Source organism: Yimella sp. cx-51 (assembly GCF_017654605.1).
Taxonomy (GTDB): Bacteria; Actinomycetota; Actinomycetes; order Actinomycetales; family Dermatophilaceae; genus Yimella.
The window spans coordinates 1601279-1623055 of the sequence record NZ_CP072113.1 but is presented as its reverse complement, the minus strand read 5'-3'; the positions used below and the strand labels follow the sequence as shown (position 1 = coordinate 1623055).

Annotated in this window: 23 protein-coding genes and 2 pseudogenes; 11 read left to right on the top strand and 14 right to left on the bottom strand. The window is 66.1% G+C overall.

The features are described 5' to 3' along the window. Positions 1-21: 21 nt before the first annotated feature. Together J5M86_RS07685 and J5M86_RS07680 are read right to left on the bottom strand one after the other, a co-directional pair. Positions 22-1149 (bottom strand): cell wall metabolism sensor histidine kinase WalK, encoded by a 1128-nt coding sequence (locus tag J5M86_RS07685; protein ID WP_188060673.1) that lies wholly within the window; start codon positions 1147-1149, stop codon positions 22-24. Then, the gene (locus J5M86_RS07680) at positions 1146-1877 is read right to left on the bottom strand and encodes a response regulator transcription factor (RefSeq protein WP_256433458.1); all 732 of its coding nucleotides are present in this window, start codon (positions 1875-1877) and stop codon (positions 1146-1148) included. The genes J5M86_RS07685 and J5M86_RS07680 overlap by 4 nt, the downstream gene beginning before the upstream one ends. 169 nt (positions 1878-2046) lie before the next feature. Between J5M86_RS07680 and J5M86_RS07675 the strand changes: the two genes are divergently transcribed. The 6 genes and pseudogenes from J5M86_RS07675 to J5M86_RS15430 all read left to right on the top strand — a co-directional run. Beyond that, positions 2047-2277 (top strand): SHOCT domain-containing protein, encoded by a 231-nt coding sequence (locus tag J5M86_RS07675; protein WP_244328263.1) that lies wholly within the window; start codon positions 2047-2049, stop codon positions 2275-2277. A 37-nt stretch (positions 2278-2314) separates the two neighbouring features. Beyond that, a complete protein-coding gene (locus J5M86_RS07670) occupies positions 2315-3823 on the top strand; it encodes a multicopper oxidase family protein (RefSeq protein WP_188060674.1) in 1509 nt (502 codons plus the stop codon). Continuing rightward, entirely contained in the window at positions 3820-4743 is a 924-nt protein-coding gene (locus J5M86_RS07665) for a F510_1955 family glycosylhydrolase (RefSeq protein ID WP_208964994.1), read from the top strand. The genes J5M86_RS07670 and J5M86_RS07665 overlap by 4 nt, the downstream gene beginning before the upstream one ends. A gap of 92 nt (positions 4744-4835) precedes the next feature. Beyond that, positions 4836-5075: a hypothetical protein gene (locus J5M86_RS07660; RefSeq protein ID WP_188060937.1), complete on the top strand. Its 240-nt coding sequence runs from the start codon at positions 4836-4838 to the stop codon at positions 5073-5075. A 78-nt stretch (positions 5076-5153) separates the two neighbouring features. Beyond that, complete coding sequence (locus tag J5M86_RS07655; protein WP_188060676.1) at positions 5154-7520, top strand: heavy metal translocating P-type ATPase; 2367 nt, start codon at positions 5154-5156, stop codon at positions 7518-7520. A 398-nt stretch (positions 7521-7918) separates the two neighbouring features. Beyond that, a pseudogene (locus J5M86_RS15430) lies at positions 7919-8917 on the top strand (IS3 family transposase); the annotation flags it as partial. Here J5M86_RS15430 and J5M86_RS07640 read toward each other — a convergent pair. The 8 genes from J5M86_RS07640 to J5M86_RS07605 all read right to left on the bottom strand — a co-directional run bounded on the left by J5M86_RS07640 (position 8918) and on the right by J5M86_RS07605 (position 17002). Next, positions 8918-9751, bottom strand: a complete 834-nt coding sequence (locus tag J5M86_RS07640; RefSeq protein ID WP_208964993.1) for a transposase — start codon at positions 9749-9751, stop codon at positions 8918-8920. Positions 9752-9850: 99 nt separating this feature from the next. Beyond that, positions 9851-10144 (bottom strand): hypothetical protein, encoded by a 294-nt coding sequence (locus J5M86_RS07635; protein ID WP_188060680.1) that lies wholly within the window; start codon positions 10142-10144, stop codon positions 9851-9853. A 523-nt stretch (positions 10145-10667) separates the two neighbouring features. Then, positions 10668-11888, bottom strand: coding sequence for a pentapeptide repeat-containing protein (locus tag J5M86_RS07630; protein WP_188060681.1), 1221 nt, complete (start codon positions 11886-11888; stop codon positions 10668-10670). Between the two features lie 26 nt (positions 11889-11914). After that, positions 11915-13450, bottom strand: coding sequence for a recombinase XerD (locus tag J5M86_RS07625; RefSeq protein ID WP_244328262.1), 1536 nt, complete (start codon positions 13448-13450; stop codon positions 11915-11917). Further along, on the bottom strand, positions 13392-13718 hold the full coding sequence (locus J5M86_RS07620) for a helix-turn-helix transcriptional regulator (RefSeq protein WP_188060683.1): 327 nt from the start codon (positions 13716-13718) through the stop codon (positions 13392-13394). The genes J5M86_RS07625 and J5M86_RS07620 overlap by 59 nt, the downstream gene beginning before the upstream one ends. After that, positions 13718-15055, bottom strand: coding sequence for a tyrosine-type recombinase/integrase (locus J5M86_RS07615; protein ID WP_244328261.1), 1338 nt, complete (start codon positions 15053-15055; stop codon positions 13718-13720). Before J5M86_RS07615 ends, J5M86_RS07620 begins: the two co-directional genes overlap by 1 nt. Before the next feature lie 543 nt (positions 15056-15598). After that, positions 15599-16195 carry a hypothetical protein gene (locus J5M86_RS07610; protein ID WP_188060684.1) on the bottom strand — a complete coding sequence of 199 codons (597 nt, stop codon included), beginning with the start codon at positions 16193-16195 and terminating at the stop codon, positions 15599-15601. Between the two features lie 84 nt (positions 16196-16279). Next, positions 16280-17002, bottom strand: a complete 723-nt coding sequence (locus J5M86_RS07605) for a Gfo/Idh/MocA family protein (protein WP_244328260.1) — start codon at positions 17000-17002, stop codon at positions 16280-16282. Between the two features lie 129 nt (positions 17003-17131). On the opposite strand from J5M86_RS07605, the gene J5M86_RS07600 reads away from it, so the two are divergent. The 4 genes from J5M86_RS07600 to J5M86_RS15425 are packed head-to-tail and all read left to right on the top strand — an operon-like array spanning position 17132 to position 19946. Beyond that, positions 17132-17629, top strand: a complete 498-nt coding sequence (locus J5M86_RS07600; RefSeq protein ID WP_188060685.1) for a DUF427 domain-containing protein — start codon at positions 17132-17134, stop codon at positions 17627-17629. After that, the gene (locus tag J5M86_RS07595; RefSeq protein ID WP_188060686.1) at positions 17623-19101 is read left to right on the top strand and encodes a cryptochrome/photolyase family protein; all 1479 of its coding nucleotides are present in this window, start codon (positions 17623-17625) and stop codon (positions 19099-19101) included. Before J5M86_RS07600 ends, J5M86_RS07595 begins: the two co-directional genes overlap by 7 nt. After that, positions 19101-19613, top strand: a complete 513-nt coding sequence (locus tag J5M86_RS07590; protein WP_188060687.1) for a 2'-5' RNA ligase family protein — start codon at positions 19101-19103, stop codon at positions 19611-19613. The genes J5M86_RS07595 and J5M86_RS07590 overlap by 1 nt, the downstream gene beginning before the upstream one ends. 3 nt (positions 19614-19616) lie before the next feature. Beyond that, a complete protein-coding gene (locus J5M86_RS15425; protein ID WP_188060938.1) occupies positions 19617-19946 on the top strand; it encodes a hypothetical protein in 330 nt (109 codons plus the stop codon). Positions 19947-19968: 22 nt separating this feature from the next. Here the strand turns inward: J5M86_RS15425 and J5M86_RS15745 are convergent. From J5M86_RS15745 to J5M86_RS07570, 4 genes and pseudogenes are all read right to left on the bottom strand, one after another. After that, positions 19969-20085 (bottom strand): annotated as a pseudogene (locus J5M86_RS15745) (hypothetical protein); the annotation flags it as partial. A 218-nt stretch (positions 20086-20303) separates the two neighbouring features. After that, positions 20304-20690 (bottom strand): PIN domain-containing protein, encoded by a 387-nt coding sequence (locus J5M86_RS07580; protein ID WP_188060688.1) that lies wholly within the window; start codon positions 20688-20690, stop codon positions 20304-20306. Next, a complete protein-coding gene (locus tag J5M86_RS07575; protein ID WP_188060689.1) occupies positions 20687-20932 on the bottom strand; it encodes an AbrB/MazE/SpoVT family DNA-binding domain-containing protein in 246 nt (81 codons plus the stop codon). The genes J5M86_RS07580 and J5M86_RS07575 overlap by 4 nt, the downstream gene beginning before the upstream one ends. A 57-nt stretch (positions 20933-20989) precedes the next feature. Next, positions 20990-21268 (bottom strand): hypothetical protein, encoded by a 279-nt coding sequence (locus J5M86_RS07570; protein WP_188060939.1) that lies wholly within the window; start codon positions 21266-21268, stop codon positions 20990-20992. A gap of 92 nt (positions 21269-21360) precedes the next feature. Between J5M86_RS07570 and J5M86_RS07565 the strand changes: the two genes are divergently transcribed. Beyond that, positions 21361-21768 carry a PPOX class F420-dependent oxidoreductase gene (locus tag J5M86_RS07565; RefSeq protein ID WP_208964991.1) on the top strand — a complete coding sequence of 136 codons (408 nt, stop codon included), beginning with the start codon at positions 21361-21363 and terminating at the stop codon, positions 21766-21768. The last annotated feature ends 9 nt before the right edge of the window (positions 21769-21777 follow it).

The window sequence follows — 21777 nt, the reverse complement described above, 5'->3', positions numbered from 1 at the left end:
AGTTGCCGACCTGCTCGACAGTCAGTTGTTGATCAGTGGGAGGGTGACGATGAAGGTGGACCCTTGGCCTTCTCCGGGGCTCTGGGCGCGGATGGTGCCTCCGTGTGCGTCGGTGATGGCCTTGCTGATGGTCAGCCCGATCCCTGATCCGGTGTGGTCGCTGCGTGAGCGGGATGGGTCTGCGCGGTAGAAGCGCTCGAAGAGGTGGGGGAGGTGGTCGGCGGCGATGCCGGCGCCGTTGTCGTTCACGATGAGGTTGATCTCGTCGTCTGAGCGTGCGCAGGTCAGGACGACGATGCCGCCGGCGGGTGTGTGTCGCAGTGCGTTGGTCAGGAGGTTGTCCAGGACCTGGCCGATCCGTTGTCGGTCGACGTTGATGGTGAGTCCTGCTGCGGCTTGTTCTTCGATGGCGAGGTTGACATTGGCTTCGCGGTACAGCTCTCGCATGTTCTCGCCGGCGCGCCACATGAGGTCGGAGATCCGCATCGGCTCGAGGCTGAGGTTGAGTCGTCCTTCTTCCGCGCTGGATACGGCGTCGATGTCGTTGGCGAGTCGGGTCAGCCGTTGGGTTTGCTCGGCTAGTGCGTGTTGGCTCTCGGGGCCGAGCTTGGTGACACCGTCGTGCAGGGCTTCGTGGTAGGCGGCAACGGTGGCGATGGGGGTCCTCAGCTCGTGGGCCAGGTCGGCGAGCATGCGACGGCGGGTGGCCTCGACTCCTTCGAGCTGGGCCGCCATGTGGTTGAACGCTTCGCCGAGTGTCTCAAGCTCGGTGTTGGACCCGATGTCTGGGACACGGGTGGAGTAGTGCCCTCTGGAGAGCTCGCGTGCGGCCCAGGTCAGTGTGGTCAACGGTTGGCGGATCCGCTTGGCGAGAAGCCATGAGACGGCGCCAGCAGCCGCTAGAGAGATGATCAGGCCGAGGCCGAGGGAGAGGAAGGACGCATCTCGGTAGGCCATCTCGATGTGGATGAGCTCGGGGGAGTTCTCCGCGTGACCGGCTTGGAGCAGGTGGTCGTGGAAGAGCGGTGGGCCGACGACGGCGGCGACCAGGCCTGTCGTCAGGGCGCCGGCGACCAGGACGATGGCCTGGCCGAGGAGGAGTCGGCTGGTCAGGCCTCGCGTGCGTGGATTGGTGTCTCTGGTTGTCATCCCTTGCCCATTCGGTACCCCACGCCTCGGACGGTGGTGACGAAGCGGCCGGCGTCGGGGTCGTCACCGAGCTTGCGTCGCAGGTGGGCCACGTGGACATCGACGAGGTGTTCGTCGCCGACCCAGCCGCCGCCCCAGACCTCGTCGATGAGCTGGCGGCGGGTGAACGCCATGGTTGGGCGGGATGCCAGGGTGATGAGGAGGTCACGTTCGGTGGGGGTCAGTGCCACGGGCTCGCCGTCGAGACGGACCTCGTGGCCGACAGGATCGACCTGAAGGGTCCCGAACGACCGGGTTCCGTTGCTCAGCTCCTCGGAGGTGGCAGCCGGAGTTCGTGGCCGCCGCATCATGGTCTGGACCCGGGCGGTCATCTCACGGAGGCTGAACGGCTTGGCGAGGTAGTCGTCCGCGCCGACCGAGAGCCCGATGAGCGTGTCGACCTCGTCGGTGCGTGCTGTGGTCATGATGACGTAGCAGTCGGTGAAGGTGCGGATCTGGCGGCAGACCTCGACACCGTCCAGCCCGGGCAGGCCGAGGTCGAGGACGACGACGTCGGGGTGCAGGGTGCGGGCTGCGGCGACCGCGTCGGTCCCGGAGTGCACGGCGTGGGTCTCGAAGCCTGCTCGCTCGAGGTAGGCGGTGACCATCTCGGCCAGGGACACCTCGTCCTCGACGATGAGGACGCGGCCGGCTGTTGCCGGGCTGTGCGTTGCTCGTGTGGCGGTCACGCCCCCAGTGTCACCCGACCCGTCCTCAGCGCACGCCGTTCCCCAGGGGGAGCGCTGACTTCTTCGTCAAATCTTAATCGAGCGGATGCCAGATCGCCAGTTCTCGCGGCGAATCTGACGGCTGGGCGGATCGTCGCGGTCCGCGCGGACCTGAGGATGGGAGAAGCACATGATGATGTGGGGCCAGAGCTGCGGCATGGGCATGTGGATGCTAATGGGCGTTGCTGCCCTCGCCTTCTGGGTCGCGATCGCGTTCGGTCTGCGCTCCCTCTTCCCTGCGGGCAAGGGGCAGCAGCCACCACGCGTTGACCCGATGACCCTCCTGAACGAGTCGCTGGCGCGTGCCGAGATCTCGATCGAGGAGTACGAGGACCGCCGACGGATCCTCGAGAACCGCTGACACCGGCAACCCAGTCGAGACATCGAGGAGACCCCGTATGACCCCTTCGCCCCTGACCCGCCGGCATGTCCTTCTCGGGGGACTGGGCCTGGCATCGGCTGCGACGCTGTCCGCGTGCGCCGGAACCGCTGAGTCCACTACCCGGACCTTCGGAACCCCGAGCCCGGCCTCCCCTTCGCCGGGGCAGCGCACCGTCACGAAGAATCTGACCGCACGCCCGGTAACCCTCGACCTCGGGGGGAGGCAGGTCTCCACGTGGGCGTACGGGGACACCCTCCCCGGCCCCGTGGTCCGGGCCGAGGCCGGAGACTTCCTGCGGGTCACCCTGGACAACCAGCTGCCCGACGAGACGACCATCCACTGGCACGGACTGCGCCTGCGCAACGCCGCGGATGGTGTCCCGGGCCTGACCCAGGACCCCATCGCCACGGGCCAGAAGTACGTCTACGAGTTCACCGCTCCCGATCCCGGAACGTACTTCTACCACCCGCACGTCGGCGTCCAGCTCGACCGTGGCCTGTACGCACCCATGATCATCGACGACCCGCGCGAGCGCGGCGACTACGACGAGGAATGGGTGCTGGTCCTGGACGACTGGATCGACGGGACGGGGACAACCCCTGACGATGTGCTCAAGAAGCTCATCGGCGACGGCGGCGCGTCCAGCTCCGGAGGCATGGGCGGCATGGACCATGGGTCGATGTCCCGGATGGATCACGGCTCGATGGGCGGTGGCGGCGCCGGCGCGGCGCCGTGGGGGGACGCCGGTGACGTGCAGTACCCCATGTTCCTCATCAACGGGAAGGCCCCCAGCGACCCGGACGTCCTGTCCGCCAAGCCCGGGCAGAAGATCCGCCTGCGGCTCATCAACGCTGCGTCGGACACCATCTTCACCGTCGCGTTGGGTGGCCACCAGATGTCGGTGACCCACACTGACGGCTACGCGGTCCAGCCGGAGGAGGTCGACGCCCTCTACATCGGGATGGGCGAGCGCTACGACGCCGTCGTCACCCTCGCTGATGGAGTCTTCCCGCTCGTCGCGCGGCCGTTCGGCAAGACCACCGGAGGCCAGGGCCTGGCGCTGGTTCGCACCGGCTCCGGGACGGCCCCCGATCCCGGGGTCACCCCGGTCGAGCTGCACGGCGACGTTCTCGTCGGCTCCGAGCTCACGCCGACGGACGCGGCCCGGCTACCGCAGAAGGATCCCGACGTCACCCTGGACCTGAGACTGCAGGGCTCGATGAGCCCCTACCGGTGGGGGATCAACGGGGGGCCCTTCGGCGACAACGACGCACTGGAGGTCGCCGAGGGACAACGGTTGCGGCTCAACGCGGTCAACCAGACGATGATGACCCACCCGCTGCACCTGCACGGCCACACCTTCGCGCTCCCCTCGGGGCTGCGGAAGGACACCGTCCTCATGGCCCCCATGCAGAGCCTGGCCATCGACCTCGATGCCGACAACGTCGGCAGCTGGATGATCCACTGCCACAACATCTACCACGCCGAGGCCGGCATGATGATCGCCCTCGAGTACACCTCATGAGGCAGGCACGGCGACTGTCCTCGGCGATGGCGATAGTCGTGGCCGTGGTGTCCCTGACCGCTGCCTGCGGCGCCGGGCAGGACCCAGGCCGGGGGGATGCATCCGCCCCGAGCCCGTTGAGCGCAAGCGGGGCACCGGGCGCGCCAGGCACGAGCCCGCGGACCGGCACGGCCATCACCCACATCCACGCCTTGGCCCGCGAGCCCCAGACAGGCAAGTTGATGCTGGCCACCCACGAGGGCCTCTTCGTCGACGAGCCCGACGGTCTGAGACGCCGGGGGCCGGTCATGGACCTCATGGGCTTCGCCGCTGACGCCGAGGGGCGCCTGTACGCCTCCGGGCATCCCGGGGTCGCGGCGACCGACCTGCCTCAGCCGCTGGGGCTGATCCGCTCCAGCGACGCAGGACGGTCATGGTCGGTGCTCTCGCGAGGTGGCAGCTCTGACTTCCACGCGTTGGCCGCAGGACCCACGAAGGTCGTCGGTTTCGACGGACAGCTGCGCATCACCTCTGACGGGCGCACCTGGACCACTCGCGCCATCCCTGCGCCGCCGCGGTGGCTGGCGTCGGCCCCCTCATCGGGGCAGCTGCTGGCCACGACGCAGATGGGTCTGCTCACCAGCACCGACGACGGGTCGACGTGGCGCACCATCCCCACCCCCAAGCCCGCTGTGCTCGCCTCCTGGGCCGACGAGCAGAGCGTGGTTATCAGCACCACCGACGGTCACCTGGCGATCAGCACCGACCGCGGGGACACCTGGAAGGTCGGGTCGCAGTCGGTCGGCGCCGTCGATGCCATGTGGGCCGGGAGGGGCGCCGACGGCACGGTCGAGGTCCTCTTCGTCAGCAGCGACACGGTGAGCACCACCACCGACCTCGGCGCAACGACCAGGGCGCTGCTCGGTCCTGACGGATCTTGACCAGATCATCGTCATCCCGCAGCACGAGCACCACAGCAGAGCGCCACGATCAGAGTAAGAGCAGCACCCACCATCAGGACAAGGAGGCAGCAATGAGCTCCAAGCAGCAGCACACCGCAGGCCGCGTCGGGACCACCCACCCGGGCCCGTCGTCGACCCCGCACCGACACGGGTGGTGGATGTGGCTGATGTGCCTGCCCATGCTCCTGCTCCTGGGCGCCCTGCTCGCCGCCGGCGCGATTGGGGCCGTCGGCGTGGTCTACGCCATCGCCTGCCTGGCGATGATGGGTCTGATGATGGCCTGGATGGGGCGCGACACCACGATGCGCTGACCTGCACTCCACGAACCTCCACGTCCCCGCACACGACCGGCACCCATCCACCCGGTGCCCACCCCAGAGGAGCAGCACATGGCCAGCCACGAGCACCACCACACCCCGCACGGGACCGGGGGCAGCACTGCTACCGACCCCGTCTGCGGGATGAGCGTCGATCCCGCGACCGCCGCCACGGCCACACACGACGGCCAGAGGTTCTTCTTCTGCTCGGACCGGTGCCACGACAAGTTCGTCAGCGACCCCACCGCGTACACCGAGGACGCCGCAGAGAAGTCCGCCGCACCGACCATCGACCCGCAGCCGGCGGACGAGCCGGCGGCTGGGGAGTGGACCTGCCCGATGCACCCCGAGATCCGGCAGGCCGGCCCCGGCTCCTGCCCGATCTGCGGCATGGCCCTCGAGCCGGTCGAGATCACCGCCGACAGCGGCCCCAGCCCGGAGCTGGCCGACATGACCCGGCGGTTCTGGATCGCGGTCGCCCTGACCATCCCGGTGGTGATCCTCGAGATGGGCCGGCACTTCGTCCCCTGGATCCACGAGAACATCTCCCAGACCACCTCGATCTGGGCCCAGCTGATCCTGGCCACCCCGGTGGTGCTCTGGAGCGGATGGCCGTTCTTCGAGCGTGGCTGGGCCTCGATCCGTGCCCGGAGCCTCAACATGTTCACCCTCATCGCCATGGGCACCGGCGTCGCCTGGATCTTCAGCGTCGTCGCCACCCTGGCGCCCGGGGCGTTCCCTGACTCCTTCCGCAGCGCGGAGGGGACCGTGGACGTCTACTTCGAGGCCGCAGCAGTCATCACCACCCTCGTCCTGCTCGGTCAGGTCCTCGAGCTGCGCGCCCGAGAGCAGACCTCGGGAGCCATCCGGGCCCTTCTGGACCTCACCCCGAAGACCGCGCGCCGGCTGGAGGAGGACGGATCCGAGAATGAGATCTCTCTCGAGGAGGTCCAGATCGGCGACCGGCTCCGAGTACGCCCCGGCGAGGCCGTCCCCGTCGACGGCACCGTCCTCGAGGGCCGATCCGCCGTGGACGAGTCCCTCGTCACCGGAGAGTCGATGCCGGTCACCAAGACCGACGGCGACGTCGTGATCGGCGGCACGATCAACGGCAGCGGCGGCCTGGTCATGCAGGCGGACAAGGTCGGCCGTGACACCATGCTCGCGCGGATCGTAGCCATGGTCGCCGACGCGCAGCGTTCACGCGCACCCATCCAGCGGATGGCGGACAAGGTCTCGGGCTACTTCGTCCCCGCGGTCATCGCCGTCGCAGTCCTGGCGTTCGTCGTCTGGGCGATCGTCGGCCCGGACCCCAAGCTCGCTCACGCGCTGATCGTCGCCGTCGCCGTGCTCATCATCGCCTGCCCGTGCGCCCTGGGACTGGCCACTCCGATGTCGATCATGGTCGGCGTGGGACGCGGAGCCCGCCTGGGCGTGCTCATCAAGAACGCCGAGGCGCTGGAGCGGATGGAGAAGGTCGACACCCTGGTCGTCGACAAGACCGGCACCCTGACCGAGGGGCGACCCACCGTCACCCACATCGAGTCCACGAACGAGCGCACCTCACGCGAGGACCTCCTGCGCCTGGCCGCAGCCGTGGAACGCGCCTCCGAGCACCCGCTCGCACTGGCGATCGTCGAAGCCGCCGAAGAGGCAGGCATCAACCTCCCCCCGGTCGCCGACTTCGACTCACCGGTCGGCAAGGGCGTCGTCGGCACCGTCGACGGCCAGCGGGTTGCCCTGGGCAGTTCCCAGTTCCTTGGCTCGCTCGGGATCGACACCGACACCTGGTCCCAGCGAGCAGACGAGCTCCGGGCAGACGGCGCGACCGTGATCTACATGGCCCTGGACGACGAACCGGCCGCGCTCTTCGCGATCGCCGACCCGGTCAAGGAGACCACCCCCCAAGCCCTCCAAGCGTTGAAAGCCGAAGGCCTGGAGGTCGTCATGCTCACAGGCGACAACCGCGTGACCGCCCAGGCCGTCGCCCGATCGCTGGGGATCGACACCGTCGAGGCCGAGGTGCTGCCCGACCACAAGAGCGACGTGGTCAAGCGCCTGCGTGAGGCAGGCAAGGTCGTGGCGATGGCCGGGGACGGGATCAACGACGCCCCCGCCCTGGCCGCAGCAGACGTCGGCATCGCGATGGGCTCCGGCACCGACGTCGCCATGGAGAGCGCAGGAGTGACCCTCCTACGAGGAGACCTCACCGGCATCGTCCGCGCACGACGACTCTCCGAGAAGACCATGCGCAACATCCGACAGAACCTCACCTTCGCCTTCATCTACAACGTCGCCGGCATCCCGGTCGCCGCAGGCGTGCTCTACCCGTTCTTCGGGCTCCTGCTCTCCCCGATCATCGCCGCCGCCGCCATGGCGCTCTCGAGCGTCAGCGTCATCCTCAACGCCCTCCGACTGCGCGCCGAACGGATCAGCTGACCCCACCCATAGACAAGGAAGTGCTGAGGGCGGTCCTCGTGGCCGTCCTCAGCACTTCGGCCTCTTCCGAACGCGGACCGCCCCTTCCGTGTGGTGATGAGCCCCCAACCCGCGGGCCCAATGGGGGTCTCTGCCTCGGCCTGCAAACAGCACCCGGCCCCAGTAGGCACTGGACGTGGGCATGCGTGAGGCGCAGCCAGCGAGTGAAGTGACTCGTTGCCCCTTGCAGCTCTTCGACGGGAGGTGGACACCGTGCGTCCTCCCCACGCGCGGTGAGCTTCCCGCGCCGGGGCCAGTGCTGCATCTGCACCGCCACGCACCAGGAAAGCCGGGACTGCTGAAGGTTCGGTTGACACCAGTTCTGTGGGGCCAAGAGGCCCCGCTGGAAGGATGTCGACATGCCTGCACCACATCCCAAGGAGTTCCGTGACGACGTGGTCGCGGTCGCCCGCAAGGGTGAGACTCCAATCGCGCAACTGGCCAAGGACTTCGGGATCTCGGAGTCGTGTTTGAGGAACTGGCTCAAGGCCGCCCACGTCGAGGACGGGATCCGTCCCGATGTCAGTCGGGCCGACTCAGAGGAGCTGAAGGAGCTCAAGCGCCGCAACCGAGCGCTGGAGCAGGAGAACGAGGTGCTGCGTCGCGCCGCGGCGTACCTGTCGCAGGCGAACCTGAGGCTGGGTCAGTCCCCAAAATGACGTATCCGCTGGTCCTCGACCTTGCCGCCGACGGTATCCCCGTCGCGGTGACCTGCGGGTTGTTGGGGTTCTCCCGGCAGGCGTTCTACTCCTGGCGTGCGGACCCGGTCAGTGAGCGGGACCTGGTCGATGCGTACGCGACCAACGCCGCGTTCGAGGTCCACCGGGACGACCCGGGTTACGGGTACCGGTTCATCGCCGACGAGCTAGCCGACGCCGGTCACGAGCTGTCGGAGCGGCGGGTGTGGAAGGTGTGCTCGCAGGCCGGGATCGTCTCCGCGCACTCCCGCAAGCGGGGGCGGTCCAAGAAGCCGGGTCCGCCGGTGCACGAGGACCTGGTCGAGCGGGACTTCACTGCGACCGGCCCGAACCGGTTGTGGCTAACCGACATCACCGAGCACCCCAACCGCGCAGGGAAAGCTGTACCTGTGCGCGGTCAAGGACGTCTGGTCCCGGCGGATCGTGGGTTACTCGATCGACTCACGGATGACCAGCCACCTCGCGGTCGACGCGCTCGAGATGGCCATCGTTCGCCGCGGCCGCGACCAGGTGCCCGGCTGCGTGGTCCACGCCGACAGGGGCAGCCAGTTCCGCTCCCGCCGCTGCGTCGCCGCGCTGCACCGGCACGGGCTGCGCGGGTCCATGGGCCGGGTCGCGTCCTCGGCGGACAACGCTGCCATGGAGATGCTCCTATCAGTGTCAAGCGGTCATCGGAGCGGCTTCAAGGAGACGGAAGAGGTGTCGGGCGTAGTAACGCTTGAGGCACCGCATGGCCTCTCTCTTGGTCTTGCCTTCGGTGATCCGGCGGGCGATGTACTCCTTGGTCGGCTGGTGGTGCTTCGCCCGCGCGAGGATCACCGTGTGAAGTGCCCGGTTCAGCTGGCGATCGCCGCCGCGTGAGAGCCGGTGGCGAGTCTGAGTTTGTCCCGAGGTCGCTTCCAGTGGCGCGACGCCACCGAGCCTGGCGAAAGCGGCTTCGTTACGGCAGCGGCCAGGGTGGGACCACGACACCAGGATCTGGGCGGCCATCAGCACGCCAATGCCGGGTTCGTCGAGCAGCGCCGGCGCCATCGCGCGCACCAGTGGGATCATCGCCAGCTCGAGTTCACGGCACTCATCGGTGAGGTACCGGACGCGGTTCGCGGTGCTGCGCAATGACAGTTTGGTGGCTGCGTGCTCGGGATCGATGGCGGTGTCTGGACGCAGACGCTGGCAACGGCCGACCAAGTCCATCAGTGGGCGGCCACGCAACTCCTCGCGCAGGTCGATGGGCGCGGTGACGACGAGTGCCTTGAGGACGTTGATCGCAGCGACCCGCGCGAGTTTCGCGCTGTCCCGGGCGGTGATGAGCGTCCGCAGGCCTTCACGGGCACCGCGCGAGCGAGGCGTCGCCCAGGTCCTGCGGCCCAAGATCTCACGTGCGGCGCGGACGGCGTCCAGGGAGTCGGACTTCGCCCCATCCTTCGACGGTCGCGTGGCGGGGTGATCGAATTCGATGACGAACTCGCCCCTGGTGGCAAGCGCCGACGCCAAGCCAGCGCCGTAGCTGCCGGTCTGCGGCCATCGTCTCGATCCGCGCGAGCAGCGCATCGAGTTCAAGCAGTGCGTGCCGGTCGGCTCGGACGTCCCCGTTCACACCGGTTGGGCTGTGATGAGGTCCGGGCTGACATGTGGCTTGTCAAGAACGCGGTCCGAATACAGGCCGATCTCAGCGCCGAGCAATGCCCGCGCGGCGATCTCGAAAGCCGCAGTGTCCAGAGCATCCCTGTCGTCCGCGACGTGCCCTACCAGCCGCCCAGGCGAGGCGAACCGCAACTCGCTGATGCCGTATCTGGCCGCCAGCGCCCGCAGTTCGTCGCCGTGGCTCCGCACCATCGCCTCGTCGGCAGGTGGCAGTAGGGACGGCTCGACCGCGGAACTACTCATAGATTGATTCTACGGGAAGCGGCAGGCGAGGGCTCGACACGACAACCGACGGCATGCCGGTCACTGGAGCCTTGCCAAGTGGACGGAGGCCACCGTTTGCCGATCCCGCTACGGGGGAACTACTCGGCGTGCCGTGGCCTCTTCATGAGCTCGACGTCGGCGTCAGCACGTTGCTGCCCGGACGGCGTCCTCGAGGTTATGGTCGCGGATCAGCCCGCCGAGTCTAGCGATCTCGCGGCCGTCCCGAAGCAGGAGGACGGTGGGGATGGCCACGACGCCGTATCTCACAACGGCGTCGGTGTCGGCATCAATCCGGTAGCCAGTGAAGTGGGTCAGCGTGGGCGGCTCCGAAGTTCATCATGTGTTCTAGTGTTGTTGGTCGACTGCGCGACTGGACAACGTCGATATTCAACCCTGCCGTAATCCCGTCGTCAGGAAGTCACCAGAACCGCCTACCACCAAGGCTCCTCGCAAGGACGCGAACTCGCGTCCGCCGACAGAGCGGCGTATTGGAGGGCCATGCTCAAGGAGTAGTCGGGGGCCATACCTCGGGTGGCGTCGTCGACGTCCAGGGGCCAGTGACCTGTCCGCCGGCGAACTCAGTGTGCAGGTGAGGCGGGGGGTTTAATACTACTTTGTCACCGATGGCGATCGAGTTGCGGAACACCACCTCGCCGCCTCTGAAGAACGCGCGATCCAGGGATACTTCGCCCGCCCTAAACACCGAGCCGCCGAACCAGATGCAGCCGTCGTTCATCTCGGCTTCAAGGAACCCCACTGTGCTACCGGAAAACTCGGACCCGTTCATGCGAATCTCGGCACCGTTGAACTTTGCCCGCGTGAACCAAACCCTGCCGCCAGAGAATGTGGCACGTCCGAATGTCACCACACCTGAGATGAACTCGGCTTCCTCGAAGCGGACCGTCTTGCCTGCGAACGTGGCTCGATCGAAAGAAAGCGCACCACCGTCCACCTTCGCACGGTCGAACGTGATGAGGGCGGACTCGAACCGAGCGCCAACGAAGCGGACCTTGCCCGCGGTGAACGTGGCGCCATCGAAGCGGACTTTGCCACGGAAGGTAGCTCGGTCGAACGAATAGTTTCCTTCGAAGGTCGCGCCGGAGAAGTCGAACGTGCGATCGGCCCAGGAGACGGGATCCTCTGCGTCTTGCAGATGGTTCGTGATGACCCCCACGATCGTCTGGCGAACACTGGCTTCTGCGGTCCTGTGTGTTCCCTCTGCTGGCCAAGGCGTGCGCATGTATGCGCAGAGAACGTCGATGCAGACTTGCGCTTCACTTCGACCGAGCGTCGTATCGCGTCTGATCCAGTCGTCCGCGACTGAGGCGACGGCGTAAACACCAGCGATCCGGATAGCTGCTGTCTGGTGACCGAGTTGGTCCGAGGCTGTGATGAATCGGTCACGGAGCGCTTGGACTTCAGCGAGGTTGTGGCGATCGCGTGCCTCCTCACGCTGTTGCACTAACTCCGTATCTGAGATCTTGCCGGTTTGCGTGATCTGACGCTCTAGGCTCTGCCTGGTCTTCCACGCCATGAACCCAGATACGGACGCAGCAAGTGTTGCGCCGGATCCGGCAATGAGGCCTGCTATCGCTGTGGCCTCTGGCTGAGTAAGGCGCGAATCCGACAGGCGAAAGGCGACCAGCACCACCACGACGATCGCGAGAAGCGCGAGAGCGCCGAGTCCAAGTCGCTTCGCTCTGGCTTCATGCCGTTTCGCCACCGCTCGAACTCGGCTCCCTCCTGTCATCAGGGCTTTGCCTTGGTGGGCGCGCTGGTCGCGTAGAGCCCGAACGGAGCGGCTGCAGCCGCGGCGTGCAGGTGGGCGACTTGGGCGCTGTAGCCGAGCATGGTTGCGACTACTGGCGGGGGCGCTGTGGTGACGAGTTGACGCAGGGCGGTGTTCCGGGCGCCGAGCAGGTCTATTCCTAGGTTGCGGAGCCGGATCATGACGGTATTGGGATGAAGGTGTTTGCCTGCTCGTGTGCCGGGGAAGAACCAGTCGCTGTCGGCGTTTGCGACGCGTTGGTTGGGTCGGTGGGAAAGGTGCTGGCGCACGAGGTTGGCGAATGGTTCGGGGAGCGGGGCAGGGTCGGAGCCGAAACTGATTCCGAGCCCGCTGGACGTGCTCACGACAGCGTCGACCTTGAGTGCTGTCACACGCACCAGCGGTTGGGCGTAGAGGAGCAGCAGAACCCCGGCTACGCGGTAGGGCCGGTTCTGTTCGTCGCCGGTGAGTAATGAACGGATGCTGGCGAGCCGGTCATCTTGGGTCATCGCTGGTGTAGTGCGGGCGGGGCGGTGGCCGATCACGATGCCGTCTTTGACGTGGGCACGGTCGGCCCAGACGAAGAAGGTGCGGATCAGTTGCCTGGTGGTCGGTCCGTCGGCGAGGTACTCATCGACATCTTGTTGGGTGCAGGCGCTCAACTGCTTGCCGTGCGTGAGGTTCAACCAGTTGAGGAACTTCAGGGTCTCGGTGATTTCTTGTTTGGCCGAGTGCACGGGGCCACGGGACCGAGATGTCCCCTCGTTGTGCATTGCGCGGATGCGATTGACGTGGTGCCAGCGCGCGAAGTGTTCGACGGGCTGCCGGATGGCGGTGTCCTGAATCGGTGTCAGTTTGTTGCTGAGCCACCGCTCGAATAGCGACAGGTAGTGATCGCGCGGTTCGAGCAATCCGTGGTGTTCAAGGATGCTGCGTAGGTGCTCAACGTGACGTCCTGGTGGTTCCGCGTCGAGACCGGCGTGTGTCAGGGGGAGTTCCGAGGTACCGATTCTGGTGAGCAGGTGGTGCACGTGGTCGGATCGCATCCAGATCAGGACGCTTTCGGGACGGTCGGAAGCTGCGAGCACATTCGCTAGCTTCAGAGTCGGGGCAGGGTCAGAGCGCCCGACCCCAAGGAGCTGCTGCAGCGCTATGGCCAGTCGGCACCGCGTGCATCGGCCGCTGCGGTAGCGATCGGCCCACTCACGGCAGTCAGCGCAGTCACTGACTTGTTCCGTACTGCATTGCGCGCAGACCGAATTGGACTGTGCTGCTGTGCTTTTGGGGACCGTGATCGAGATCCCGCACCGCAGGCACGAGGTAGTGGTGGGCCTGGTCCCCTCGAAGCACTGGTCGCAGATGCGACCTTCTGGCCAGACGACGTGCATGCGGCCGGCTTGGATGGGTTGTCGGCATCGGTCGCACACACGGTCCGGGCGTTGGGCTGTCGGGGTGGTGTTAGTCGGCATCGGGCAGAACTCGTGCGCGTCGTGGCCGTGCCGCGCGGTTGAGGTCAACGACCTCAGCGTTCGCGGCTTTGCGGGCTTTCGTGGTGACCGTGCTGGTGACCAAGTCATCGAGTGTGCAGGCGAAGATGTCGCAGCAGGCAACTAGGAACTGCAGAGAGACACGTTCAGGAGTGCCGGTCACCAGCCGGTAGATCTGAGAGGAAGACAGGTCGATGCCGCGTTCGCGCAGATGGGGGAGTAGGTCGGTGGAGTTGTGCATCCCGTCGCGGGCCATGAGTTCGGCCAGGTGCCAGGTGTAGGTAATGGTGCGGCGCATCAGGCTTCCTCCAGATCGATGCCGGCCAACGCATCCTTGATGGTGCTGTCCAGTGCTCGCCGCAAGGTTGTCACGCGGTAGTCGCTGGAGACGCATGTGTACAGGGCGGTTGTGGAGGCGTGTTCGTGTCCGACTTGGTCTTGGACAAACTGTGCATCCATGCCTGATTCGATCAGGTGGGTGACGTAGCTGCGCCGCAGCGAGTGGAAATCCAGGCCAGGGGAGAGGGCCAGGTCGTTGCAGTAGCGGCGGAACCTGGTGGTGAGCGCACTTTCCGACACCAACGTGCCGCGTTCGCTGACGAAGAGGTCCAGCCCGTGGTCAGGAAGCTGGTCGTGCACGTCGATCCAGTCCTTGATGATGTCCACGGACCAATCGAATACGGTCAGGACACTGCGCCGTTTCGGAGGCGATCCCTTCCTCGCTTTGCCGTAACGGACCTGCACGACGCCGTAGCGGCCGAACTCGCGTGCGTGCGGATTACGTGAGAAGTCGACGCTTTGCAGGTGGCGCACCTCATTGCGGCGCAGCCCCCAGGCGTAGGCGGTCTTCAGTAACACCGCGTCACGGTATGCCGCCAACCAGCCTTTGCGTTGGTGCGCATGGATCTGCTCGACTTCGTCATCGGCGCGGTCGAAAAGGCGTTGGAGCTCGGCCTGAGTGAAGGCGCGTTTGGTGGGCGCGGACTGCGTGTCTTGAACGTGAGCGACCGTGTTCCACTCAAAGCACACCTGCGACGTCGTCGCACCGAAGTACCGCTCGCACGCGGCCGGCCACCCGTAGTCGGTACTGGTGACGTACTCGCAGAACAAGCGGAGACTGGTCTGATATCCACGCACCGTGGTCGCCTTCACGTGACGGAGGCTTCGCAAGTCACCGAAGAACTCATCAATGTGCGACACCGTCCACGCCCACGGGTACTCGTTCGTGGCGTCAACGAACCGCTCGATAAGACGTTCACGCGCCTCGATCGTGCGTAGCTGGAGGTTCCGGCTCAACTGTTGATTGCGCCACCCGGTCAACATGTCCCGCAGGATCTGCTCATCCGGACGCAGCATCGCGACCGTGTCAACCTCGACGAACCGGCCAGCCTTGTCGACCGCCATCAGCACCTCCAGATCGAGCACGTGTGGTGAACGTATCATGCATTGGATGCATGAAAGGCGACAAACGCGCAGTTCAGGCTCCTGCCACCGCGTCACGCGACACTCGTCACCCACCGACGATGTGGCCAGAAACGAGACCCGCAGGACTTGTGAACACCGACAAACACCCAGGTCAGCGGCCTGCGCGAAGCGCATCGGGAAGCCGATCCAAGGAATCAGCAGATCGTGCATCCGTTGCAATAATGACTGATCGACTTGACATAATGTAGATTATCGGACATCGACCAACGGGAGTAGAAGTAGATGCGACTACTCCCGTCTCTCGGCGTCGACCACGTTCTTGTATGTCAACCACCCCGTTGAGATGGATGAGCAACGACACGCCGGTCCCGGCACACCGGAGCGCATTCCGGCCCGCACCTATCTGCTGGCTTTCTCGGGGATCGGGGCATGGGATGGATCAAGGGTGGAGTTGTTCGCGGCGATCCGCCGGGACACGCGGGTTGAAGGGCTTGGGATTCGGGCGTTGGCTCGTCGTCATGGGGTCCATCGCCGTACGGTCCGGCAAGCGTTGGCGTCGCAACGCCGCCGATACGGAAGGCCCCGGTGCGGTCCTCGCCGTGGTTGGACCCGTTCAGGACGTGATCGATGCCATGTTCCGCGCTGATCTGGACGCGCCTCGTAAACAGCGGCATACCGCGACCAGGATCCATCTCCCTTCGCTACCGGTATGTCGGCAACGATCACGAGCTCTACGCCGTCACCAACTGGACCCTAGATCTCAAATAGGTGGACTGGCTCCATGTGCGGCACGTCAAGCATGACCATTCCGTCTCGCACCCTCAGCAGCCTGCCGAAGCCTAGCCAGTCAGATAATGTCGGCCCCATAGCCTGCTTAAACAAAAGGGTTGGCCGGTTTTGCATGTAGAACGATATTGACGCACTGCCTTTGGCATCCAGGTGCCCTATGGCGCTAATCTTGTATCGATTGGCGATATTCTTTAGTGGGACCGGCATGGATACAGGATCGAATAGTCTACGCGGCAGGTCGCCCAGCCCTGTCTCCGCGCCAATGGCAAGCAGCATCCTTTGCCACGCGGCTCGATAGAAAGAATCCCGCTGATCAATCGTGAGAGTGCTATAGTCAATTGGAGACAAGAGCGTCCCCACGCTTCCATCGGAGGAAATCGGCTGATGCTCGCTCGGGTTCCATTCAACCAGTGGAACATGCGAGCTTTTGTTCAAGATTAGACGAGATGATCCCCGCCGTGCGCACCTGACTGGGTTTGACATCGCCCAGAGGGTGAGGTTGGCAGACGAGAGAATTCCGTCTATGCCAAACTCGCGGATAGCACCATCGAGGTAGAGCATGTCCCCCCATTTTGCATCACCTCTACCCGACGGAGCGTCTGGCCATATTTGTAGCTGCCGGAGCAGTGGCATGATCGAACCCTATTACTTGCATGAACGGAGCTGCCCCGGAGGGCAGTGCCCCCATTTCCTGGCGTAACCATAGATGTATCCGTACTCAATCTGTCGTGCGCGATAGTACGAGTTGGCCCTTGCTTTCCAATCGACGCGGCACTCTCTGCCACCGGTGGCGCTTGAGCAAATCTTCAACTGCATCCTAGGACGCGAGAGACCTTTTCGAGTGATTCCATACTTCCCGCCGAGCAGGTCGACGGCGAACGAGATCGGGTAGACGCCCAGGTCGAGCAGCGCTCCCCCGGCCAGATCGGGATTCTTGAGGCGGTGGGCGTCCGGCAGGTCGAGCGACTGGCCGTGGTCGGCAGTGACCGTGACGACCTCGCCGATCGCGCCTGCGGCGATGCGCGACCGCACCCAGTCGATATGCGGCAGGAAGCGGGTCCACATCGCCTCCATCGCGAAGAGGTTCGCCTCCTCGGCGGCCGCGAACATCTGGTGAACCTCGCGCTCATTGCGCGCCAGCGCCTTCTCGACGAGGACCGGCTTGCCCGTCCGCAGCGCCAGCAGCGCGTGGTCGCGGTGTTCCGAATGCGGTGAGGCGACGTAGACGGCCTCGACCTCCGGGTCCGCCGCCACGCTCGCGTAGTCGCCGTACGAGCGAGGGATGTCGAACTCCTGCGCGAAGGCCGCAGCGCGTCCGGCGTCCCGCGACCCGACCGCGACGACGGTCGACCTCGTCGCGGATCGCACGGCGTGGGCGAACGTACGGGCGATGCCTCCCGGGGCGATCACTCCCAGCGCAGCGCAGGGGCTTCCCTCGGATCGATGACCGTCATGCGCACACGCTAGTTCGGCGGTGCACGGACCTACAGTGAATCCATGGCCGTTCGCCCACAGCCGGACCGCGTCCCCGGCACCGAATCCGTCTGGGACTATCCGCGTCCCCCTGCCGTCCGTCTGGTCGACCGCGACGTCGTCGTCCGCCTCGGTGGCGTGGTGGTCGCCCGGGCGAGCAGCGTCGCGGAGGTGCTCGAGACGAGCCACTCGCCGACCGTCTACATCGCGCGCAGCGACTTCGTCGACGGTGCGCTTCGCCCCGCCGAGGGTTCGTCGTGGTGCGAGTTCAAGGGCCATGCCCGCTACCTCGACGTCGTCGGCGGCGACCGCGTGGCCGAGCGCGCCGCCTGGTACTACCCGGATCCCACGCCCGGCTACCTCGAGCTCGTCGATCGGGTCGCGCTCTATCCCGGCGCGATGGACGAGTGCCGGATGGACGGCGAGATCGTGCTGCCCCAACCCGGCTCGTTCTACGGCGGCTGGGTCACCTCGCGCGTCAGCGGGCCGTTCAAAGGCGAGCCGGGGACCGCCGGGTGGTGACCCCGAACCTGCGGCTCGTCTACCCCCATCAGCTGTTCGAGGCACACTTCGACGCTCCGGCCGGCACCTCGTTCGTGCTGGTCGAGGACGACCTGATGATGCGCCAGTACTGCTTCCATGCCCACAAGCTGGTGTTGCACCGCGCGTCGATGAGCCGGTTCGCCCGGCGGCTGCGCGGTCGCGGGTTCGAGGTCACGGTGATCGACTCGAGCAGCGAACACTCCACCGACGAGCGGCTCACGCAGGTCGTCCGCGACCAGGAACCCTCGGCCGTGCAGGTGTACGACGTCGTCGACGACTGGCTGTCCGGCCGCATCACCGAGGCGCTGCGCGCCGGCGGCTACCGGCTACAACAGCAGGACGTTCTGGAGTCGCCCGGATTCCTCACTGACCGCGCCGAGTTCACGTCCTGGTTCGCCGAACACCCGGCTCGGATGCAGCACTTCTACATGTGGCAGAGGCGCCGCCTCGACGTGCTGCTGGACGGCGACCAGCCGGTCGGCGGTCGCTGGTCCTTCGACACCGAGAACCGCAAGAAGCTGCCCCGTGGGCACGTCCCTCCCCCGGTGCGTTTCGCCACCGACCACGGCGCCGACGTGGCATCGGCCGTACGGCAGATCGGTGCCGAGTTCCCCGACGCACCCGGCGACCCGACAACGTTCGCGTGGCCCACTGATCACACCGAGGCGCAGGCCCACCTGACGCAGTTCTTGGAGGAGCGCTTCGCGGAGTTCGGCCCGTACGAGGACGCGATCAGCGCCACGCACGACAGCATCAACCACTCGCTGCTGACCCCGATGCTCAACACCGGACTGCTGACACCGCAGGAGGTGCTCGACGCGGCTCTGGACGCCGCCGACGACCACGGCGTACCGATCGCGTCCCTCGAGGGTTTCGTGCGGCAGATCATCGGCTGGCGCGAGTACATGCGCGCGACCTACCACCTGTACGGCCGGCGGATGCGTTCGGCGAACCACCTGGGTCACACGCGGTCGCTCGACGACGGGTGGTGGACCGGCGACACCGGTCTCGATCCGGTCGACCTCGTCATCGGCCGGGTCCTGAGCAACGGATACGCCCACCACATCGAGCGGCTGATGGTGCTCGGCAACGCGATGTCACTGCTGCGGATCGATCCGACCGAGGTCTACGAGTGGTTCATGTCGCTGTTCGTCGATGCTTACGACTGGGTGATGGTGCCGAACGTCTATGCCATGAGCCAGTTCGCGGTCGGCGAGGCGATGACCACCAAGCCGTACGTGTCGGGCAGCAACTACCTGCGCAAGATGTCCGATCTGCCCGCGGGTGAGTGGACCGACGACTGGGACGGGCTGTTCTGGACGTTCGTGAACGACCACCGCGAGGTGTTCGAGGGCAACCACCGGTCCCGCCGGATGACGGGTCTGTGGGACGGCTTCGCCGACGACCGCCGTCAGCAACATCTGGATCGCGCCGCCCGGTGGCTCGGCTGATGCCGTACGCCGCGGTCGAGCTGCTGCTCGACGGGACATCCGATGCGGCCGTACGCGACCGATGGCGACTCCTGGCCGAGGCGGGCCTGCCGTCGCAGGCGGCCCATCCCGGCGCCACCAACGCCCCGCACGTCACCCTGGCGTCCGCGCCGACGATCGGCGACGCACGCCTCGACGCCGCGCGGAGCATCGCCGGGATGCTGCCGGTCGTGGCACCCGTCGCCGGGTACGCCGTGTTCGGCAGCCGATCCTTCACGCTCGTCCTGCTGCTGACGCCGCCGGCCCCGCTCATCGACGCCACCCACGCGCTGGCCCGCGCCGTCGAGGACCCGCGCGCAGGATCGTGGGTGCCCCACGTGACGCTGGGCCGGCGGATGAGTGCGCCGCAGGTGGGCGCCGCGCTCGAGACGCTGTCGGATCCGGTGCCCGAGATCGTCCTGGCGTCCGTGCGACGGTGGGACCCGCAGACCGGCACCACCGAGCAGATCACGCACACCACGCACGAAGGATGAGAGATGGCAGACCCCGATGACACCCGCGGCACGATCCTGGTCACCGGTGTCGGGCGCCGCCGTTCCATCGGAGCCGGCCTGGCCCTCGGGCTCGCCGAGGACGGCTGGAATCTCGTCCTGAGTCACTGGGCGCCGTACAACCTGCGGGTCGGCCTGGAACGGGGAGCGTCGGACGTCGACGACATCGCGGCCGACTGTCGGGCGCTCGGGCGCAGGGCCGACGTCCATCCCGCCGATCTGAGCGACGCGCAGGAGCCGGCCAGGTTGGTGAAGGCCGCCGCCACCCACGGCGACCTGAGTGTCCAAGCACGATCCACGACTCGACACCTGTGACGCGACGAATGGCTTCCAGGTCGGCGACCGCCGTCGCCATGTCGTGCGGACCGCCCCCAGAACGACTCACGCCGCGAGGGTCCGGGAACCAGCACCTGAACCCAGTCGGTGCGAAGGATTCGTCCGCTAGGTAGTGCACGCACCCAGGTCCGCCGGAGAGCACAAGTACGTCGGCGCCTTGGCCGCACACCGCCACATGCAGGCTCACGCCGTCATCGGCTGCGACGACGACTGAATCCACGCAGCCGATCTTGTCAGAAGCGAGGCATCGGGAAGCCGCGGCCCGAGCGGCCTGACGAGGTTACTCCCTCCTCAGGAGCTCCCGTGCCTGCCAGTTTTCCTGCTCTTGAGATTCGGCTAGATCAACGTCATCCCACGCTTGGCGGCGTCTCGATCGAACGTGATCGTCTCGGAGGCTCCTGCCGCACGACAGGTCTCAACGATCAGCGCGTCAGCCAAGTCGCCTCCGTTGCACGCGCGTTGGATGGCGGCGGTTGTCCTAGCGTGATCCTCGACCAGAATCTCGTCACGCTCAACCAACTGTGCGAGTGTCTGCATGACGGTGTCACGTGGCAGCTTGTAGGCCCGGGTCAGCACCCAGAACGTCTCGACCAGCACGATCTTTGTGATGTATCCGCGTTCATCCGAAGTGAGTCGCCCGATCGCGGCTGCTGCGCGTGCGCCCTGCTCGGCGTCGTCCTGCACCAGATAGCGAACGACGACATTTGTATCCAGGCCGATCACTGAGCTAGTCCGGCCGCGCCGCCGGCGATCGCGTCACCCATGTCTTCCAGTGGCACAGGCGGGCCGTTGTACTTGAGCGCTCCGGAGAGATCGCTGATTGGTCGCGACTGCCTGCTGAGGACAATCTCGCCAGATGCGTTGCGACTGAACGAAACTCGCGTACCTGGAGTGAGTCCGAGCTCCTCGCGAACATCCTTTGGGATGGTGATCTGCCCTTTGCTTGTCATCGTTCCGATGGCCATCTGGGGGCTCCATTTCTGTGAATCCTTACAGGATGGTAAGGACTCACTTCCGTCGTGTCAATCGCCCGCGGTCATGCGCTCGGCAGGCGGATTGGCGATGCTGATCGGCGATACGGGATGTCCGCAGAGATATTCAGGCGTTCGAGAATTCGGCGATCGACGAAGTCGTTCCCGACTCGCATCTCGAGGTTCTCGGTGCCCACCCAAATCGATGCGCTGTGCGAGGCCGGCCAGGTCGCCGCAAGCATCGCCGTTGGCGTCGTAGAAGGTCTCGATGTCGAGGCAGTAGATGACCGCGCTCTTCCAGCACAGGTCGCTCGTGTCGGTGACTCGCATGGCAGCCACTCTTGCGAACCGCGAGGCTCGATCGGGGCGAACCCGCGGTCTATTCGCTGCCTGATGGGGACAATGGGTGCCACACTCAACAGGTGACACTCCCCCACGATCTTGCCGAACTGTCCCGTGAGGACTTCGTGCTGCTGACCACCTTTCGCCGAGACGGACGCGAAGTGCCGACACCGGTCTGGATCGCGCAACTCGACGATCAACTAGTGGTGAGTACGCCGGAAGGCACCGGAAAGCTCAAGCGGCTCAAACACACTCCCCGCGTGACACTTCAACCGTGCTCTCGCCGTGGCGTGCCGCGCGAAGGGACGCCGGTGGTCACCGCCCAAGCCACGGTGTCGAGAGATCCGCAGGTCATCGAAGGTGCGGAGCGCGCCTTGGCCGCGAAGTACAAGCTGCAGTGGCGCGTGGTGCTGTTGATCGAGAAGGTGGTTCGCCGGGGCAAGGAGAAGTCACGCCCCGTCATCGGGCTGCGTGAGGCTCATCAGTGATAGCCGACG

Excerpts from the sequence above, each read along its gene's own strand:
- J5M86_RS07685 (WP_188060673.1), bottom strand. The coding sequence starts at position 1,149 with ATGACAACCAGAGACACCAATCCACGCACGCGAGGCCTGACCAGCCGA.
- J5M86_RS07670 (WP_188060674.1), top strand. The coding sequence starts at position 2,315 with ATGACCCCTTCGCCCCTGACCCGCCGGCATGTCCTTCTCGGGGGACTG.
- J5M86_RS07590 (WP_188060687.1), top strand. The coding sequence starts at position 19,101 with ATGCCGTACGCCGCGGTCGAGCTGCTGCTCGACGGGACATCCGATGCG.
- J5M86_RS07660 (WP_188060937.1), top strand. The coding sequence starts at position 4,836 with ATGAGCTCCAAGCAGCAGCACACCGCAGGCCGCGTCGGGACCACCCAC.
- J5M86_RS07635 (WP_188060680.1), bottom strand. The coding sequence starts at position 10,144 with ATGAGTAGTTCCGCGGTCGAGCCGTCCCTACTGCCACCTGCCGACGAG.
- J5M86_RS07610 (WP_188060684.1), bottom strand. The coding sequence starts at position 16,195 with ATGCTCTACCTCGATGGTGCTATCCGCGAGTTTGGCATAGACGGAATT.
- J5M86_RS07575 (WP_188060689.1), bottom strand. The coding sequence starts at position 20,932 with ATGGCCATCGGAACGATGACAAGCAAAGGGCAGATCACCATCCCAAAG.
- J5M86_RS07655 (WP_188060676.1), top strand. The coding sequence starts at position 5,154 with ATGGCCAGCCACGAGCACCACCACACCCCGCACGGGACCGGGGGCAGC.
- J5M86_RS07665 (WP_208964994.1), top strand. The coding sequence starts at position 3,820 with ATGAGGCAGGCACGGCGACTGTCCTCGGCGATGGCGATAGTCGTGGCC.
- J5M86_RS15425 (WP_188060938.1), top strand. The coding sequence starts at position 19,617 with ATGGCAGACCCCGATGACACCCGCGGCACGATCCTGGTCACCGGTGTC.
- J5M86_RS07675 (WP_244328263.1), top strand. The coding sequence starts at position 2,047 with ATGATGATGTGGGGCCAGAGCTGCGGCATGGGCATGTGGATGCTAATG.
- J5M86_RS07570 (WP_188060939.1), bottom strand. The coding sequence starts at position 21,268 with ATGCGAGTCACCGACACGAGCGACCTGTGCTGGAAGAGCGCGGTCATC.
- J5M86_RS07620 (WP_188060683.1), bottom strand. The coding sequence starts at position 13,718 with ATGCGCCGCACCATTACCTACACCTGGCACCTGGCCGAACTCATGGCC.
- J5M86_RS07600 (WP_188060685.1), top strand. The coding sequence starts at position 17,132 with ATGGCCGTTCGCCCACAGCCGGACCGCGTCCCCGGCACCGAATCCGTC.
- J5M86_RS07615 (WP_244328261.1), bottom strand. The coding sequence starts at position 15,055 with ATGCACGATCTGCTGATTCCTTGGATCGGCTTCCCGATGCGCTTCGCG.